Raw genomic sequence first — 16,311 nt, forward strand, 5'->3', positions numbered from 1 at the left:
GCGCGGTGCGGACGACGCGCCCGTGACGGAGGCGCGTCGCGGATCTCTCCTAGGGAATCCGGATCCCGAGGTCCGCGGCGATGGACCGGGCCGTGGCCTCGCGCCGGGCGGTGATGTCGGCAGCCGCGGCCCGCGCCCGCTCCACGATGGCGGGCGGCGCGGTCCGCGGGGTCCCGCTGTCGAAGGGCGGCTCGGGGGCGTACTGCATGCCGAGCTGGATCGCCTGGGCGGCCTCGTCCCCGCGCAACGCGGCGGCGAGCCGCAGCGCCCCGTCGATTCCCGCGGTGACGCCGGCCGCGAAGACCCAGGTGCGGCCGTCGGCGTCGCAGTCGATCACGACGCGCTCATCCACCGGCTCGGCTCCGAACCAGGGCAGCAGATGGGCCGCGTTCCAGTAGGTGGTCGCCCGTCGCCCCACGAGGAGGCCGGCGGCGCCGAGGAGCAGGGCGCCTGTGCAGACCGACAGGACGTGGCCGGCCCCCGCCGCCTGATCGCGGATCCAGCCGAGGAGGTCGGCGTCGCGCATCAGCGCCTCCTGGCCCTGGCCGCCCGGCACGTGGAGTACGTCGAGGCGCGGGGCGTCGGCGAGGACGGCGTCCGGCAGGATCCGGAGGCCGCGGACGTCGCGGACGGGCTCAAGACTCGGCCCGTAGACCCGATAGGTGCTGTTGGGCACCCGCGACAGGACCTCGAACGGGCCGGTGAGGTCGATCTGGTCCAGCCCCTCGAACAGGAGCGAGCCGATCTGAAGATGGGTGTCGGGCGGGATCATGCCGAAATCTCCGTGGTGGACAGGCGGCTTCTAGCGCGTCACAGTTTGGCCGAGATGCCAAAGACCCCTCGTTTTCCGCCAAATCTTCCGCGACCCGTGGAGGTGCTGGCCTTCCCGGCGGTGCAGCTCCTCGACGTGGCCGGGCCCCTCCAGGTTTTCGCCACCGCCAACGAGCACGCCGGCGTCGGCACCCCCTACGCGCCGCTCGTGGTCTCGGCCGGAGACCTGACGCTCACCGCGTCGGCGGGCCTGCGGTTGATTGCCGACCCGCTGCCGGCCTCCGACGCGCCGGTGGACACGCTGGTGATCGCCGGCGGTCCCGGCGTCACGGCCGCCTGCGCCGATCCCGCCCTGGTGGACTGGGTCCGGATCCGCGCCGGGCGGGCGCGCCGGGTGGCCTCGGTCTGCACCGGCGCGTTCCTGCTCGGTGCAGCGGGCCTCCTCGACGGGCGGCGGGCCGTCACCCACTGGAAGCATTGCGGGGCGCTCGCCGCGCGCTATCCGCGTGCCCGGGTCGAGCCGGATCCGATCTTCGTGCGGGACGGCCCGGTCTGGTCCTCGGCGGGGATCACGGCGGGCATCGACCTGACGCTGGCGCTGGTGGAGGAGGATCTCGGCCGCGCGACCGCCCTGGCGGTGGCGCGGCACCTCGTGATGTTCCTCAAGCGCCCGGGCGGACAGGCGCAGTTCAGCGCGGCGCTCGCCCTGCAGGCGGGGGAGGCGCGGTTCGGGACGCTGCACGCCTTCATCGCCGGGAACCTCGCGGGCGACCTGTCGCTGCCGGCGCTCGCCGCGGCGGCCGGGATGAGCGAACGCAGCCTCAGCCGGCACTACCGGGAGGCGACCGGCCTCACCCCGGCCAGGGCCGTGGAGCGCCTGCGGGTGGAGGCCGCCCGGCGCGCGCTCGCCGAGACGGCGCAGCCCGTGAAGCGCATCGCCCGCACCTGCGGCTTCGGCTCCGAGGAGACTCTGCGGCGCAGCTTCCTGCGGCACGTCGCGGCGACGCCGCAGGAGTACCGGGCACGGTTCGGCGGGTGAGGGGCTCGGGCGGTCTCGCGGCGTTCGAGGGCCGCCGGGATCGTCCGGCGCAGGCCCTCGCGATGGTCGGGGAGGTCCGCATTCGGGATGCGGAGCAGGGCGAAGCAGGCACGGTCGACGACGAACCGGTCGACCGGGTGCCGGTACTTCCGCCGTCCAGGGCCCGGTTCCGGAGAACGCGCCGGAGCTTGGCCTCGGCCGACATCCGGGTGCGGCGCAGAGTGCGGGATCGATCTGCTCGCCGCCCGGCTCCGACAGTCCGATCGCGGATCCTGCCGACGATACGGATGCGTCGCTGGTGCGGGCCTGATCCGACGAACCGCTCGGGTCAGCGATGACACGCCCAGGCCAGCGCAACCCGCCCCGTTCCCGCGTGGGAGAGGGGACGGGTCGTGGCAGCCGCTCAGCCCAGATTGTAGACCGCCGCCAGCTCCGGATCCTTCGCGGCCACCAGCTTGGCGAGGTCGACGATGACCTTGGCCTGCTTCCACGTGGCGTCATCCTGCATCTTGCCGTCGAGCATCACCGCGCCCGTGCCGTCCGGCATGGCCTCCACGATCCGGGCCGCGAAGGCGACCTCGGCCGGGTCGGGGGCGAAGACCCGCTTGGCGATCGCCACCTGGCTCGGGTGCAGCGTCCAGGCGCCGGCGCAGCCCATCAGGAAGGCGTTGCGGAACTGCGCCTCGCAGGCATCGCCGTCGGAGAAGTCGCCGAACGGGCCGTAGAAGGCCTTGATGCCGTTGGCCATGCAGGCATCGACCATCCGAGCGATGGTGTAGTGCCAGAGATCCTGCTGGGCCGTGGCCCGCGGCGCGTCGCCGGAGGGATCGCTCAGCACCCGGTAATCCGGGTGGCCACCGCCGACCCGGGTGGTCTTCATGCCGCGCGACGCAGCGAGATCCGCCGGTCCGAGGCTCATGCCGTGCATCCGCGGCGAAGCCGACGCGATGGCGTCGACATTGGCCACGCCCTCGGCGGTCTCCAGGATCGCGTGGACCAGGATCGGCTTCGTCACGCCGTGGCGCGCCTCGAGCTGGGCGAGCAGCTGGTCGATGTAGTGGATGTCCCACGGTCCCTCGACCTTGGGCACCATGACGACGTCGAGCTTGTCCCCGACCTCGGCCACGATCGTGAACAGGTCGTCGAGAATCCAGGGCGAGTTGAGGGCGTTGATCCGGGTCCAGAGGCCGGTGCCGGTGGCGGCGAAGTCGGTGGCCTGCGCCATGGCCACGAAGCCCTTGCGGGCCGCCTCCTTCTGGTCGGCGGGAACCGCGTCCTCCAGGTTGCCCAGCACCACGTCGACCGTGCCGGCGAGCTCCGGCACCCGGGCGCGGACCTTGTCGTTGTGCGGCGGCACGAAGTGGATCATCCGCTCCAGCCGCACCGGCAGCTCGCGGAACGGGGCCGGCGCGCCGGTGGCGAGGGGCTGGAAGAAGCGGCGGGGCAGTTTCATCGGGGGCCTCTTGTACGGGGCTGGCGTTCGGCCCCGTTAAGGCAGGCTTGGGCGTGCGCGTAAAGCCGCGCCGTGCGGAAGTGCCCTTGGACTTCCGACGCAGCCGCTCACCCGCGCCGGCCGGGACGATCGACCATGCCGACCCGACTGCCGAAGAAATCGCCGCTGCTGCCGGCCACCACCACGAGGCGCCGGACCTCGCCCCGCAGGAAGGCCTGCAGGAAGCGGTTATAGTCGCGGAACGAGACGCAGCCGTTCGATGCGCCCGGCTGACGCAACATGTAGGTGTGAGCCAACAGACCGTCGCGTCCGTGGATCGCACCGCTGCCGCCGACCGGGGTGAGGCGGATCGCCCGGACGCCGTGGAACAGGCGCTCGCGCTCGGTCAGCGTGTAGGTTCCGGGCGGCGTCGAGCCGCGCATGCGCAGGTGGACGTAGCGCGGGTTGTCCATCGCGGGCCCGAGACCGGAATGGGCCTCCAGCACCTCGCCCGAGGGCAGCGTCACCGTGCGGGCGGTGATGTCGTAGACCGCGGTGCCGCCCACGGATTCGGGCGCCGGGCTGATCCGGGTGCGCGGGGCCTCCTGGGGCAGGGCGTCGGGGCTGGCATAGGCCAGGACTTGCCGGGCGTCCTGCCGGGCGTCCTGCCGGGCGTCTTGACGAGCGTCCGGCCGGGATGCGGCGTCGACGCCGAAGAGCTTCTCGAAGAAGGAGGGCTCCTCGGCCATCGCGGCGCGGAACACGTCGCGGGTGCGGGGCAGGGTGCGGGCGGCCAGCCGGGCAGCCGGGACGGCGGGCGGACGACGCAGCTCGGGGGGCCGCGCCACCGGCAGGGGCACGAGGGCCGCGGGCGTCGGCGCGGCCTCGGCGATCCGCACCTGCGGCTCCGGCGCCTTCGCGGCCTGGGCGACCCTCGGCTGGACATCGCTCGGCTGAACATCCCGGGCCTGCGCGGCTCGGGCCTGCTCCGCCCTGGCGACTTGCCGGGCGATCGCGCGGATCGCGGGCGGCGGTTCGGCGGCGGCGACCAGGAAGGCGGGGGCGGGGGGGGCCTCGTCCCCGAAGGTCTGAGCGGCGGCAGGGCCCAGGGTGGGGCTCGGATCGAGCATCCAGGCGACGCTCAGGCGCGGCGCCGGGCTCTGGGCCGTCGCCGGGGTGAGCCGGAGCGCGGGCGCGGGCTCCGCGGCGGCAAGAGTCGGCCGCTCACCGGCGGGAAGCGGATCGTGCGGCGGGGTGAGCATGGCCCAGCCGGCGAGGGTCACGGCCGTCAGGGTGATCAGCCCCGTCAGCCGGGCCCGGCGGCGGGCACGCCGCATGGCGCTCGGGTAGGGGGCCCGTGTCCGGACGACCGGATCGTAGACGGTCTCCACGTAGGTGATGCGCGAGGGCGCCGTGCGAACGGGCTCCGCGGCGCGGTACGCGGGTGGGGACATCGCAGCCTGGGCCATTCGGGAACTCGCGCACGCGCCTCCCCGCGGGCAGCCGCCGCCGTTCACCCGCGGAAGCCGTTTCCGCGCGCGTGGCCTGGGTTGCCCAAATGGGAAGGACATCAACCGTCCGTCCCATTAAGCGTCCCTATGGTTAAGTCTTGCTGAAGACGCCCTGTCGTCCGCGAAGACGCGATCAGGTCGCCGTCCCGGGCGCCTCCATGGGCCCGTGCCACCGCGCCACCAGGACACAGAGCACGGCCACCGGCACGCCGATCAGCGACGTGCCGACGAAGAACCACGTGAACCCGGTCCACTCGATCACGAAGCCCGAGAACCCGGCGAGCAGGCTGCCCGGCAGGGCGCAGAGGGACGTGAGCAGGGCGTACTGACTCGCCGCGTGGGCGGTCGCCGAGAGCCGCGACATGTAGGTGATCAGCACGATCGACGCGAAGGCGTAGGCGAAGCCGTCGATCCCCACCGTCAGCGCGAAGGTCCAGAACGCTGCCCCGCCATGGCCCCCGTGCCAGGCGAGGTAGGCCAGCGCGAGGTGCGAGGCGGAGGCCGTCACGGTGCCGATGAGCAGGCTCGCCATCATGCCGATCCGGGGGATGATGGCGCTGGCCAGGAAGGTGCCGCCGAGCGCGATCCAGAAGCCGAACAGCTTGGTCACCGTGGCGATGTCGGTATTGGAATAGCCGAGCGTCTTGAACAGCGGGATCGCCATGGCGCTCGAGACGTAGCCGGGCATCCGGAAGCCGGCGACGAGGGCCAGGACCGGCACGGCGAGGGGTCCGAGCCGGGCGAGGAGGTCGCGGATCGGCGCCCAGACGGTCTCGACGAAACCGCCGGTCGCCGGCGTCTCGGGGGCGGGGGGCTCGGGGGCGAGCAGCGCCGCGATCGTCCCGGGGGCCATCAGCGCGGCCATGCACAGGTAGGCGGCGCGCCAGCCATAGGCGTCGGAGAGGTAGAGGGCGCCGGCGCCCGCCGCGAGGTTGCCGATCCGGTAGCCGATCTCCGACCAGGACGACATCAGCGCCTGCTGCTCGGGGGGCGCGGCGGTGATGCGCCAGCCGTCGATCACCACATCCTGGGTGGCGCCCGCGACGCCGAGCGCCAGGGAGAAGGCCACCGTCCAGGCGAGCCAGTGCGCCGGGTCGCCGAAGGCGATGCCGGCCAGCGCCAGGGCCACCAGAATCTGCGTGGCGACGATCCAGCCCCGGCGCCGCCCCAGCCAGCGGCCCAGCAGCGGCGCGTCGTGCCGGTCGAGGAACGGCGCCCAGAGGAACTTGAGCTTGTACGCGATGGTCAGTTCGCTCATCAGCCCGATCGTGGCGAGCGGCACCTTCGCCTGGACGAGCCACGCCGATTGGGTCGCGTAGACCAGCAGGAACGGGATCCCCTGCGCGAAGCCGAGGCCCAGCACCGCGGCCACGCGCCGGTCGGTGAACAGGGGGGTGAGGAAAGCGCCCGGCGCGGCCCTCACCGGCTCGGGCGCGCCGGTGACCTGCGCCGGGTTTGCCATCCACGCGTCTCCTGAGTCGCGGGGCAGGAGAGAGCAGAGATGCGCTGCCGGCGCAACGATCGCGCGACCGTCGCAACCTCCCCCTTCATCCTGAGGTGACCGCGAAGCGGGCCCCAACGGAGGCTTCCAGAAGCCGCCGCGGTCCCTGGAGGGCTCCTGCGAGGCGGCTTCGCCGCACCTCAGGCTGAAGGGGGGGGGTTGGGAGGGGCGTCGCGCGCGCCGCCCGTCACGCCGCCTTCTTGCCCCGCTCGGCGATCTTCACGAGGCTCCGCAGCACCTCGGTGGCGGTCTTGAGCCGTGCCGGGACCGTGGTCAGTTCGCGCACGAACACCACGCTCATGTCGGGCCGCACCTTCGCGAACGACGCCTGCTCGGCCACGTAGGCCACCAAACCCTGCGGGTTGGCGTAGGACTTGTCGCGGAAGTGGACCACCACGCCCTTCGGTCCGGCCTCGACCTTCTCGATGTTGGCCTTGAGGCAGAGGATCTTGATCGTGCCGATCTTGAGGAGCTGCTCCACCTCCGGCGGCAGCGGTCCGAACCGGTCGATCATCTCGGCGCCGAAGCTCTCCATCTCGGCATCGTCCTGAAGGGTGGCGAGGCGCCGGTAGAGGGCGAGCCGGACGCCCAGATCCTCGACGTACTCCTCCGGGATCGTCACGGGCGCGCCGAGCGCGATGGTCGGCGACCACGCCTCCTCGGGCACGTCCTCGATGCCGGCCTTCAGCGCCGTGACCGCGTCCTCCAGCATCTGCTGGTAGAGCTCGTAGCCAACCTCCTTGATGTGGCCCGACTGGGCGTCGCCCAGCAGGTTACCGGCACCGCGGATGTCGAGGTCGTGGGAGGCGAGCTGGAAGCCCGCGCCCAGCGTGTCGAGGCTCTGCAGCACCTTGAGGCGCTGCTCGGCCTGGGCGGTGAGCTGGCGGTTCGCCGGCGTCGTGAACAGCGCGTAGGCCCGGGCCTTCGAGCGGCCGACGCGGCCGCGCAGCTGGTAGAGCTGGGCCAGCCCGAACATGTCGGCCCGGTGCACGATCAGCGTGTTGGCGGTGGGGATGTCGAGGCCCGATTCCACGATCGTGGTCGAGAGCAGCACGTCGAACTTGCCCTCGTAGAAGGCCGTCATCACGTCCTCGAGCTGGCCCGCCGCCATCTGGCCGTGGGCGACCGCGACCTTGATCTCCGGCATCTCGGCATCGAGGAACTTCTTGACCTCCGCCAGATCCTCGATCCGCGGCACCACGTAGAAGGCCTGGCCGCCGCGGTAGCGCTCGCGCAGCAGGGCCTCCCGGATGGTCAGGGGGTCGAAGGGCGTCACGAAGGTGCGCACCACGAGGCGGTCCACCGGGGGCGTCGCGATGATCGAGAGCTCGCGCACCCCCGTCATGGCGAGCTGGAGCGTGCGGGGGATCGGGGTCGCCGAGAGGGTCAGCACGTGGACGTCCGCCTGGAGCGCCTTCAGCCGCTCCTTGTGGGCCACGCCGAAATGCTGCTCCTCGTCCACGATGATCAGGCCGAGATCCTTGAAGGCGATGTTCTTGGCGAGCAGCGCGTGGGTGCCGACCACGATGTCGACGGTGCCGGCGGCGAGGCCGGCGCGGGTCTGCTTCATCTCCGCCGCGGAGGCGAAGCGGGAGAGCTGCGCCACCTGGACCGGCAGCCCCTTGAAGCGCTCGGCGAAGGTCCGGAAATGCTGACGGGCCAGCAGCGTCGTGGGGACGATCACCGCCACCTGCTTGCCGGCGATCGCGGCCGCGAAGGCCGCGCGCAGCGCCACCTCGGTCTTGCCGAAGCCGACATCGCCGCAGACCAGCCGGTCCATCGGCCGGCCGGCATTGAGGTCGTCCAGCACCGCGTCGATGGCGTTGGCCTGATCCTCGGTCTCCTCGAAGGGGAAGCGGGCGGCGAATTCTCCGTAGAGCCCCTCCGGCGCCTTGAGGGCCGGCGCCTTCCGGACGAAGCGCTGGGCCGCGACCTTGATCAATTCGCCCGCCATCTCGAGGATGCGGCGCTTCATCTTGGCCTTGCGGGCCTGCCACGCGCCGCCGCCGAGGCGGTCGAGGGCCACCTCGGCATCCTCCGAGCCGTAGCGGGTCAGGAGCTCGATGTTCTCCACCGGCAGGAGCAGCAGGCCGCCGGTATATTGCAGCTCCAGGCAATCGTGCGGGGCGCCCGCGGCGTGGATCGTCTTGAGCCCGACGAAGCGGCCGATGCCGTGATCGGCATGGACCACGATGTCGCCGGGCTGGAGCGCCTGCACCTCCAGGATCACGTCCTGGGGCCGCTTGGCCTTGCGCTTCTGGCGGACCAGCCGGTCGCCCAGGATGTCGCCCTCGGACACCACCGCGAGCTCGCCGGCGGTGAAGCCCGCCTCCAGGCCCCAGACCGCCACCGCCGCGTCGGTGCCGCGCTTGAGCGCGTAGACGTCGGTGAGCCGGGTGATCGCCACGGGCTTCTTCAGGCCGTGGTCGGTGAGCACGCCGCAGAGGCGGTCCCGGGATCCGTCGGACCAGGCTCCCAGGATCACGTGATGACCGGATCCCTGGAGGTCGCGGATATGCGCCACCGCGGCGTCGAACACGCTGGTATTCTCGTCGGCCCGCTCCGGCGCGAAGGACCGGCCGGCCTTGGCGCCGCAATCGATCACGGCGCGCTCGGGCGAGTCGGGCTGGGCGAAGGGCGTCAGCCGCGCCACCGTGGCGGCGGCGATCCGCTCCTTCAGCTCGTTCGGCATCAGGTAGAGGGCGCGCGGGGGCAGGGGCTTGTAGGGGGCGACGCCGGCCGGCGGCGTCTTCATCGCGCCCTCGCGGGCCTGGTAGTAGTCCTGGACGAGGCTGATCCGCTCGGCGGCGGCGTCCTCGACCTGCGGGTCGAAGACCAGCGGCACGCCGCCGAGATAGTCGAACAGGGTGTCGAGGTGGTCGTAGAACAGCGGCATCCAGTGCTCGAGGCCGGCGTAGCGCCGCCCCTCGCTCACCGTCTCGTAGAGCCGGTCGTCCCGGGTGGCCGCCCCGAAGCTCTGGATGTAGCCCTGGCGGAAGCGCCGGATCGTCTCGGTGGTGAGCTGGACCTCGCTCATCGGCATCAGGTCGAGCGAGCGCAGCTGCCCGGTGGTGCGCTGCGTCTCCGGGTCGAAGGCGCGGATCGATTCGAGGGTGTCGCCGAAGAAGTCGAGGCGGATCGGCGCGGCTAAGCCCGGCGGCGACAGGTCGAGGATGCCGCCGCGCACCGCATACTCGCCGGTGTCGCGCACGGTGCCGGTGCGCAGGAAGCCGTTGGCCTCCACCCAGGCCACCACGTCGTCCATCGCCACGACGTTGCCGATCGCCGCCGAGAACGCCTCTCGGGCAATGTGCGTGCGGGGCGGGACCCGCTGCACCAGGGCGTTGACCGTGGTGCAGAGGATGCGCGGCCGGTCCTCGGCCGAGCGGGTCCGGGCGAGGCGGGCGAGGGCCGTCATCCGGGCGGCCGCGACCGCGGTGGTGGGCGAGACCCGGTCGTAGGGCTGGCAGTCCCAGGCCGGCAGGCTCATCACGTCCATCTCGGGCGCGACGAAGCTCAGGGCCGCCTGGAACGACGCCGAGCGCCCGGAATCACGCGCCACGTGGACCAGCACGGCGGGCGCGTCGACGGTGGGCGCCAGGGCGCGGGCGAGGTCGGCGAGCGCCAGCGCGTCGAATCCTTCCGGGGCGCTCGCGAGAACCGGGCTGTCGCCGCGCTTGAGGGCGTCGATCGCCTTGGCGAGCGCGGAGGATTTCGGCAGGGCGAAGCGCGCGACCTGCGGCTTGGCAACCGGCTTGGCGACGGGGGCGGTGGGCTTCGGCTGAGGCTTGGCCATCGGGTCTTTCGCGGGGAGATCCCGCCGGGCGCGTCAGAGACGGAGGTCGGGTGGCGTTAGCCCATCGGGCCGTCGCGATAAAGCATGCCGGCGCAGGCGTGGGGGTGGCTGAACGCCTCTATATGGCCGCTCTCCCGCGGCAGGGAACGGCACGACGCCGAAGTGCGGCCGATCGTCGGCAGACCGGGCTCAGGACGAGGCGCCGGTCCCCTCTCCGGGGCGGGCGAGGGACCGGGCGCGTTGCCTGCCCCGCCCGGGAGGACCCGATCCCTTAACCCCGGTCCTCTCCCGCAGGGGAGGGGGACCGACGCGGCCCGCCTGAGGCGCTGCGCGAGCCCTGAGGGCAAGGCGTTCAGGCGTCCGGCCCGACGATCTCCGCCAGCGCCGCCTCGACCCGGCCGCGGAAGAAGTCCGCGTTGGGCATGTGCTCGGTCATCGTGGCGGCCCGGCCCGTCGCCTGCCGCAGGATCTCGCCGCGCAGGGCCGGATCGGAGCGCTCCATCATCTCCAGCATGATGCGCACCACCAGCTCGGTGGCGATCGACCGGGCCGGGTGATCGTAATTGGGCTTGGGTTCGTCCATGGCGGTCCCTCTCAGGAATGGATCGGCGCGTCGTGCCGGTGGAACGCCCGCACCCGCCGCCAGACCGACGTGTCGTAGTTCGAGGGCGTCTCGACCTCGCCGGTGAGCCACTTGAACAGGTCGCGGTCCGGCACCTCGATCAACGCCTCGAACTGGTCGAGCTCCGCCTCGGACAGGTCGCCGATCTCGGCGTCGGCGAAGCGGCCCATGATCAGGTCCATCTCGCGGATGCCCCGGTGCCAGGCGCGGTAGAGGAGGCGGCGGCGGCGCGGATCGAGGTCGGCGCTCGTGCGGGTGGTGCCGGACATGGCGGTCGAACCTCGGTTGAGAGGACAGGCAGAGGCTAGATAGGCGCCCGGGACCGGCGGATCCAGAACGGTGCCGCCGGTCGGCGGGTTACAACCGGCGCGCGAGGGGTCAAAAACGAATTGCCTCCGGCGGGCGGTCCGTTATCTCGGGCTGCAACGCCCCGGACGGGGCGGCGAGCGGGAGCAGGACGATGCCGAAGGCGATCCGGGTCTACGAGTACGGCGGCCCCGAAGTGATGCGCTTCGAGGACGTGCCCCTGGCCGAGCCCGGTCCCGGGCAGATCCGCGTCAAGCAGGCCGCCATCGGCGTCAACTTCATCGACATCTACTTCCGCACCGGCGCCTACAAGTCCCCGCACCTGCCCTACACCCCCGGCAAGGAGGGGGCCGGCACCGTCACGGCGGTGGGCGAGGGCGTCAGCCAGTTCAAGCCGGGCGACCGGGTCGCCTACGGCTCGGTGGCGGACGGCTGCTACGCCGAGGAGCCGGTGATCCCGGCCTCCGCGGCCGTGCCGATCCCCCACGGCGTCGACGAGAAGACCGCCGCCGCCATGATGCTCAAGGGCCTGACCGTCGAGTACCTGCTGCACCGGACCTACGCGGTGAAGCCCGGCGACACCATCCTGTGGCAGGCGGCCGCCGGCGGCGTCGGCCTGATCGCCTGCCAGTGGGCCAAGCACCTCGGCGCCACGGTGATCGGCACCGCCGGCAGCCCCGAGAAGGCGGAGCTCGCCAAGCGGAACGGCTGCGACCACGTCATCCTCTACCGCGAGGAGGACGTGGCCAAGCGCGTGCGCGAGATCACCGGCGGCAAGGGCGTGCCGGTCGTGTATGACGGCGTCGGGCAGGCGACCCTGATGGGCTCGCTGGACAGCCTCGCGCCGCTCGGCCTGCTGGCGAGCTTCGGCTCGGCCTCGGGGGCGATCACCGGGCTGGACCTCGGCCTGCTGGCCCCGCGCGGCTCGCTCTACGTGACGCGTCCGACGCTCGCGACCTTCTCGTCGAACCGCGCCACCCTGGAGGAGGCGGCCGCCCGCCTGTTCAAGGTGGTCGGCGACGGCGCGGTGAAGATCGCCGTCAATGCCACCTACCCGCTGGCCGAGGCGCAGCAGGTTCACCGCGACCTCGCGGGCCGGGAGACCACGGGCTCGATCGTGATGCTGCCGTAAGGACCGACCGTGACGCCCGGCAACACCGACCTGCTCCTCGTCGTCGACGTACAGGTCGACTTCCTGCCGGGCGGGGCGCTCCCCGTCCCGGGGGGCGACGCGGTGGTGGCGCCGATCAACGCGCTTCAGCACCGGTTCCGGCACGTGGTGCTGATGCAGGATTGGCATCCGGCCGATCACGTCTCCTTCGCCGACACCCATCCGGGGCGGGCGCCGTTCGACACCGTGGCGCTGCCCTACGGGCCGCAGGTGCTGTGGCCGCGGCACTGCGTGCAGGGCAGCCCGGGCGCGGGCTTCGCGCCGGGTTTGGCCACCGACCGGGCGAGCCTAGTGGTGCGCAAGGGACTGGATCCGCGCGTCGACAGCTACTCGGCCTTCCTGGAGGCCGACCGGACCACGCGCACGGGTCTCGCGGGGGCGCTCAGGGAGCGGGGCATCACCCGCGTCGTCTTGTGCGGCCTCGCCACCGATTTCTGCGTCGCCTGGAGCGCGCTGGACGCCCGCGACGCGGGGTTCGACGTCCGGGTGGTGGAGGACGCGGTGCGCGGGATCGACGTGGACGGGTCGCTCGCCCGGGCCTGGGGGCGGATGGAGGCGGCCGGCGTGCGCCGGATCGGATCGGCGGAGATCGTCTGACCGCTTCCGGCACCGGGAGGCGAACCGCCGCACGGGAGGCGGGAGACCGCCCCCGATCCGGTGCGTTGGCCTGTCATCACCAGCCGACAGGAGCCCGCATGTCCTCCAAGCATCTTAAGACCGACACCCCGACCGACGCCGACCTCAAGGGCAATCCCGGCATCGGCACCTCGAAGGGCATGAGCGGCGCCGATCCCGCCGACCTGCAGGCGGATTCGACCTTCGAGGGCGACGTGGACAACGAGACTAAGGTGGACGGCGGCATCGATCCGGACCACCGCCCGCGCAAGAACGCGTGACGAAATGCCCGGGCCGGCGCGGCCCGGGCCGATCTCAGCGGCCGCGCGCCGGCGCCTTTGGCCGCCGCGGCGCAGGGGCGGCGTGCGGAGGTGCCGGGCTGTCCGCCGGGACAAAGAGCTGCGCCGGGCTCGCCGTGTAGCCCCGCAACTGGGCTGCGTTGACGGCCCCGCGTGCCGTCGTGCTGTCGACGTGGGCGCCCGCCGGCACGGTCAGGAGCGCGGCCGCGAGGCCCAGGGGAACAGGTTTCGGCATGGGCCCATCCTTCGGCCTGTGCGGCGCCAAGGCAATCCCCAGCCGGACCGGATGGGCCGCATCGGGACCCGGTGCGCGGCTTCCGAGGTACAGGACCGCATCGAGCGCCCTCGACGCCAGCATCGGAGCGTCTCCGATCGGCGGCCCGGCCCCTCAAGGCGCCGCCTTCGTCGCGCGGTGACGCGCGGAGCGCGCGGCCGTCGTAGCCCGACGGGACCGCTACCGTACGGGCGAGGGACGGGTACGGTCCGACCTCGCTGTCCCGGCGGCCGGCCCGTCAGAGACCCAGCCCGAGCTGTCGGGGGCCTTCCGGCTCGTCGTGCGCGAAGCCCGACAGGGAGACGCCGACCAGCCGCGCGCTGCGCCGCAAGGGGAACAGGCCGGCGAGCAGTTCGAGGCCGATCCGCTCCAGGCCGGCGCGGTCGGCCACGGGACAGGTGAGCGACTTCGCCCGGGTCACCTGGGCGAAATCCGAGAACTTGAGCTTCAGCGTCACGGTCCGGGCGCGCATGCCCTTCGCGTCCGCCTCGGCCCAGACCTTGTCGAACAGCGGGGCCAGCCGGGCGCTCAGAACCTCGAAGGCCGCCGTGTCCTCCGAGAAGGTGGTCTCGGCCCCGATCGACTTGCGCACCCGATGGGCGCGGACCGGCCGCGCGTCGATCCCGCGGGCGACCGCGTGGTAGTAGGCGCCCGCGGAGCCGAAGGTCTCGCGCAGGCGCTCCGGTGTCCAGGCGCGCAGGTCCGCCCCGGTCTCGATCCCCAGCCGCTTCATCTTCGCCTCGGTGACCGGCCCGACCCCGTGGAACCGGCCGATCGGCAGGGCGGCCACGAAATCCGGCCCCATCGCGGGGGTGATGACGAACAGGGCGTCGGGCTTGCGGTGATCCGAGGCCACCTTGGCCAGGAACTTGTTGTACGAGACCCCGGCCGAGGCCACGAGCCCGGTGCGCTCCAGGATCTCGGCGCGGATCGCCTTCGCCACCGCGGTCGCCGTCGGCAGGCCCAGGAGGTTCTCGGTGACGTCGAGATAGGCCTCGTCCAGCGCCACCGGCTCGATGAGCGGCGTGTGCCGGGCGAAGACCGCCCGGATCTCCTCCGAAACCCCCCGGTAGACCTCGAAGCGCGGCTTCACGAACAGCAGGTCCGGGCAGAGCCGCCGGGCGGTGGCCGACGGCATGGCCGAGCGGACGCCGAACCTGCGCGCCTCGTAGCTCGCCGCCGCCACGACGCCGCGCTCCCGCGAGCCGCCCACCGCCAGCGGCAGGCCGAGCAGGGCGGGGTCGTCGCGCTGCTCCACGGAGGCGTAGAACGCGTCCATGTCGATGTGGATGATCTTGCGGAGGGCGACCTCCGGATCCATCGCCGCCTCGGAGATCTGGCTTAGGTTCCCGCTCTGTTCCAGAGACCGCGGCCGGCGGGCGGGGTCAAGGCGGCTCGATCACACCTCAACAGGGATATCCCGCCCACGCCCCCATCCTGAGGTAGAGGGTCGGAGTTCGTTCGACCGCTCGCGACGGCGGCGCGCCGCCGTCAGGCGACGCTGCCGTACAGGTCGTAGGCCTCGGCCCGATCGATCTTCACGGTGACGATGTCGCCGACCCGCACCAGGCGCCGGAAGGCGGCGTGGACGGTGCCGTCGATCTCCGGCGCGTCGGCCTTGGACCGGCCCTTCGCGACCCCACCCTCGACGGCATCGACGATCATGGGCAGCCGCCTGCCGACCTTGGCCCTCTGCAGCCGGAGCGCCACAGCGTTCTGCGTCTCCATGAACCGGCGCTTGCGCTCGGCCTTCACCTCGGGCGGCACGAGGTCGCCGAGCGCATTGGCGGTGGCGCCCGCCACCGGCTCGTACTCGAAGCAGCCGACCCGATCGAGCTTGGCCTCCTGCAGCCACGCCAGCAGCTCCGCGAACTCGGCCTCGGTCTCGCCGGGGAAGCCGACGATGAAGGTCGAGCGGATCGCGAGGTCCGGGCAGGTCTGCCGCCAGCTCCGGATCCGGTCGAGCTGGCGCTCCTGATTGCCGGGCCTGCGCATCCGCTTGAGCACCGACGGGCTCGCATGCTGGAGCGGCATGTCGAGGTAAGGGAGCACCTTGCCCTCGGCCATCAGCGGGATGACCTCGTCCACGTGCGGGTAGGGGTAGACGTAGTGGAGCCGCACCCAGGCCCCGAGCTCGCCGAGCTCCCGGGTCAGGTCGTAGAACTTCGCCCGGACCTGCCGGTCGCGCCACGGGCTCTCGGCGTAGCGGATGTCGCTGCCGTAGGCGCTGGTATCCTGGCTGACCACCAGCAGCTCCTTCACGCCGGCCTTCACCAGCTTCTCGGCCTCGCGCAGCACGTCGGCGGCGGGGCGGCTGACGAGGTTCCCGCGCAGGGACGGGATGATGCAGAAGCTGCAGCGGTTGCTGCAGCCCTCCGAGATCTTCAGGTAGGCGTAGTGGCGCGGGGTGAGCTTGATCCCCTGCGGCGGCACGAGGTCGAGGAACGGGTCGTGGGCCGGGGGCACCGCCTCGTGGACGGCCGCCACCACCGATTCGTAGGCCTGCGGCCCGGTCACCGCCAGGAGGTCGGGGTATTTCGCGCGGATCTCCTCCGGCTGCGCGCCCATGCAGCCGGTGACGATCACCCGGCCGTTCTCCGCCATGGCCTCGCCGATGGCCGAGAGCGACTCCGCCTTGGCGGAATCGAGGAAGCCGCAGGTGTTGACGATCACCACGTCGGCGCCGTCGTGGCGGCGCGCCAGCTCGTAGCCCTCCGCGCGCAGGTGCGTGAGGATCCGCTCGGAATCGACCAGCGCCTTGGGGCAGCCCAGGGAGACGAACGAAATCTTGGGAGCCGAGGCTTTGGGGGCGGTCGTGGCGGTCATGGGCGCATTCGACGGATCGGACGCCGCCCGCGCGTGTGGCCGGTGGAACAGTCACACGGAGCGCGAGGACGAGAATTCGGGATCGCGTCCCTATAGCCGTTCCGGCCCGCCCGCGCGAGACCGGCTGCTGCAGGGGTGCTCGGCCCAG

14 protein-coding genes are annotated in these 16,311 nt (G+C 72.4%); 4 read left to right on the top strand and 10 right to left on the bottom strand.

The features are described from left to right. Positions 1-49: 49 nt before the first annotated feature. Positions 50-772: a DJ-1/PfpI family protein gene (locus tag MKK82_RS19935; RefSeq protein WP_243986560.1), complete on the bottom strand. Its 723-nt coding sequence runs from the start codon at positions 770-772 to the stop codon at positions 50-52. A gap of 54 nt (positions 773-826) precedes the next feature. Between MKK82_RS19935 and MKK82_RS19940 the strand changes: the two genes are divergently transcribed. Beyond that, positions 827-1,810, top strand: a complete 984-nt coding sequence (locus tag MKK82_RS19940) for a GlxA family transcriptional regulator (protein ID WP_238288204.1) — start codon at positions 827-829, stop codon at positions 1,808-1,810. Between the two features lie 403 nt (positions 1,811-2,213). Here MKK82_RS19940 and MKK82_RS19945 read toward each other — a convergent pair whose 3' ends face one another. From MKK82_RS19945 to MKK82_RS19970, 6 genes are all read right to left on the bottom strand, one after another. Beyond that, entirely contained in the window at positions 2,214-3,263 is a 1,050-nt protein-coding gene (locus tag MKK82_RS19945) for an HpcH/HpaI aldolase/citrate lyase family protein (protein WP_238288195.1), read from the bottom strand. 107 nt (positions 3,264-3,370) lie between these two features. After that, positions 3,371-4,711 carry a DUF2778 domain-containing protein gene (locus MKK82_RS19950; RefSeq protein WP_238288193.1) on the bottom strand — a complete coding sequence of 447 codons (1,341 nt, stop codon included), beginning with the start codon at positions 4,709-4,711 and terminating at the stop codon, positions 3,371-3,373. A 175-nt stretch (positions 4,712-4,886) separates the two neighbouring features. Beyond that, on the bottom strand, positions 4,887-6,215 hold the full coding sequence (locus MKK82_RS19955) for an AmpG family muropeptide MFS transporter (protein ID WP_238288191.1): 1,329 nt from the start codon (positions 6,213-6,215) through the stop codon (positions 4,887-4,889). Between the two features lie 226 nt (positions 6,216-6,441). Next, on the bottom strand, positions 6,442-10,050 hold the full coding sequence (gene mfd / locus MKK82_RS19960) for a transcription-repair coupling factor (RefSeq protein WP_238288189.1): 3,609 nt from the start codon (positions 10,048-10,050) through the stop codon (positions 6,442-6,444). A gap of 352 nt (positions 10,051-10,402) precedes the next feature. Beyond that, positions 10,403-10,633 carry a hypothetical protein gene (locus MKK82_RS19965; RefSeq protein ID WP_238288179.1) on the bottom strand — a complete coding sequence of 77 codons (231 nt, stop codon included), beginning with the start codon at positions 10,631-10,633 and terminating at the stop codon, positions 10,403-10,405. 11 nt (positions 10,634-10,644) lie between these two features. Continuing rightward, complete coding sequence (locus tag MKK82_RS19970) at positions 10,645-10,941, bottom strand: succinate dehydrogenase assembly factor 2 (RefSeq protein ID WP_043351869.1); 297 nt, start codon at positions 10,939-10,941, stop codon at positions 10,645-10,647. Positions 10,942-11,132: 191 nt separating this feature from the next. On the opposite strand from MKK82_RS19970, the gene MKK82_RS19975 reads away from it, so the two are divergent. From MKK82_RS19975 to MKK82_RS19985, 3 genes are all read left to right on the top strand, one after another. Continuing rightward, positions 11,133-12,110, top strand: coding sequence for a quinone oxidoreductase family protein (locus MKK82_RS19975; protein WP_243986561.1), 978 nt, complete (start codon positions 11,133-11,135; stop codon positions 12,108-12,110). Between the two features lie 9 nt (positions 12,111-12,119). Then, positions 12,120-12,746, top strand: a complete 627-nt coding sequence (gene pncA / locus MKK82_RS19980; protein WP_238288175.1) for a bifunctional nicotinamidase/pyrazinamidase — start codon at positions 12,120-12,122, stop codon at positions 12,744-12,746. A 98-nt stretch (positions 12,747-12,844) separates the two neighbouring features. Beyond that, positions 12,845-13,045: a hypothetical protein gene (locus MKK82_RS19985; RefSeq protein WP_238288173.1), complete on the top strand. Its 201-nt coding sequence runs from the start codon at positions 12,845-12,847 to the stop codon at positions 13,043-13,045. Positions 13,046-13,079: 34 nt separating this feature from the next. Here the strand turns inward: MKK82_RS19985 and MKK82_RS19990 are convergent, their stop codons facing one another. The 3 genes from MKK82_RS19990 to rimO form a co-directional block, all read right to left on the bottom strand. Then, positions 13,080-13,298 carry a hypothetical protein gene (locus tag MKK82_RS19990; protein ID WP_238288171.1) on the bottom strand — a complete coding sequence of 73 codons (219 nt, stop codon included), beginning with the start codon at positions 13,296-13,298 and terminating at the stop codon, positions 13,080-13,082. Between the two features lie 277 nt (positions 13,299-13,575). Then, a complete protein-coding gene (gene dinB / locus MKK82_RS19995; protein WP_243986568.1) occupies positions 13,576-14,658 on the bottom strand; it encodes a DNA polymerase IV in 1,083 nt (360 codons plus the stop codon). Between the two features lie 170 nt (positions 14,659-14,828). Beyond that, positions 14,829-16,163 carry a 30S ribosomal protein S12 methylthiotransferase RimO gene (rimO, locus tag MKK82_RS20000; RefSeq protein ID WP_243986570.1) on the bottom strand — a complete coding sequence of 445 codons (1,335 nt, stop codon included), beginning with the start codon at positions 16,161-16,163 and terminating at the stop codon, positions 14,829-14,831. Between the last annotated feature and the right edge of the window lie 148 nt (positions 16,164-16,311).

Source organism: Methylobacterium sp. E-046 (genome assembly GCF_022829625.1).
Taxonomy (GTDB): Bacteria; Pseudomonadota; Alphaproteobacteria; order Rhizobiales; family Beijerinckiaceae; genus Methylobacterium; species Methylobacterium longum.

Bases quoted from the DNA above. Each gene is read 5' to 3' on its own strand.
- MKK82_RS19955 (WP_238288191.1), bottom strand. From the start codon at position 6,215: ATGGCAAACCCGGCGCAGGTCACCGGCGCGCCCGAGCCGGTGAGGGCC.
- MKK82_RS19975 (WP_243986561.1), top strand. From the start codon at position 11,133: ATGCCGAAGGCGATCCGGGTCTACGAGTACGGCGGCCCCGAAGTGATG.
- dinB (WP_243986568.1), bottom strand. From the start codon at position 14,658: ATGGATCCGGAGGTCGCCCTCCGCAAGATCATCCACATCGACATGGAC.
- mfd (WP_238288189.1), bottom strand. From the start codon at position 10,050: ATGGCCAAGCCTCAGCCGAAGCCCACCGCCCCCGTCGCCAAGCCGGTT.
- rimO (WP_243986570.1), bottom strand. From the start codon at position 16,163: ATGACCGCCACGACCGCCCCCAAAGCCTCGGCTCCCAAGATTTCGTTC.
- MKK82_RS19940 (WP_238288204.1), top strand. From the start codon at position 827: ATGCCAAAGACCCCTCGTTTTCCGCCAAATCTTCCGCGACCCGTGGAG.
- MKK82_RS19945 (WP_238288195.1), bottom strand. From the start codon at position 3,263: ATGAAACTGCCCCGCCGCTTCTTCCAGCCCCTCGCCACCGGCGCGCCG.
- MKK82_RS19970 (WP_043351869.1), bottom strand. From the start codon at position 10,941: ATGTCCGGCACCACCCGCACGAGCGCCGACCTCGATCCGCGCCGCCGC.
- MKK82_RS19950 (WP_238288193.1), bottom strand. From the start codon at position 4,711: ATGGCCCAGGCTGCGATGTCCCCACCCGCGTACCGCGCCGCGGAGCCC.
- MKK82_RS19965 (WP_238288179.1), bottom strand. From the start codon at position 10,633: ATGGACGAACCCAAGCCCAATTACGATCACCCGGCCCGGTCGATCGCC.
- MKK82_RS19935 (WP_243986560.1), bottom strand. From the start codon at position 772: ATGATCCCGCCCGACACCCATCTTCAGATCGGCTCGCTCCTGTTCGAG.
- MKK82_RS19990 (WP_238288171.1), bottom strand. From the start codon at position 13,298: ATGCCGAAACCTGTTCCCCTGGGCCTCGCGGCCGCGCTCCTGACCGTG.
- MKK82_RS19985 (WP_238288173.1), top strand. From the start codon at position 12,845: ATGTCCTCCAAGCATCTTAAGACCGACACCCCGACCGACGCCGACCTC.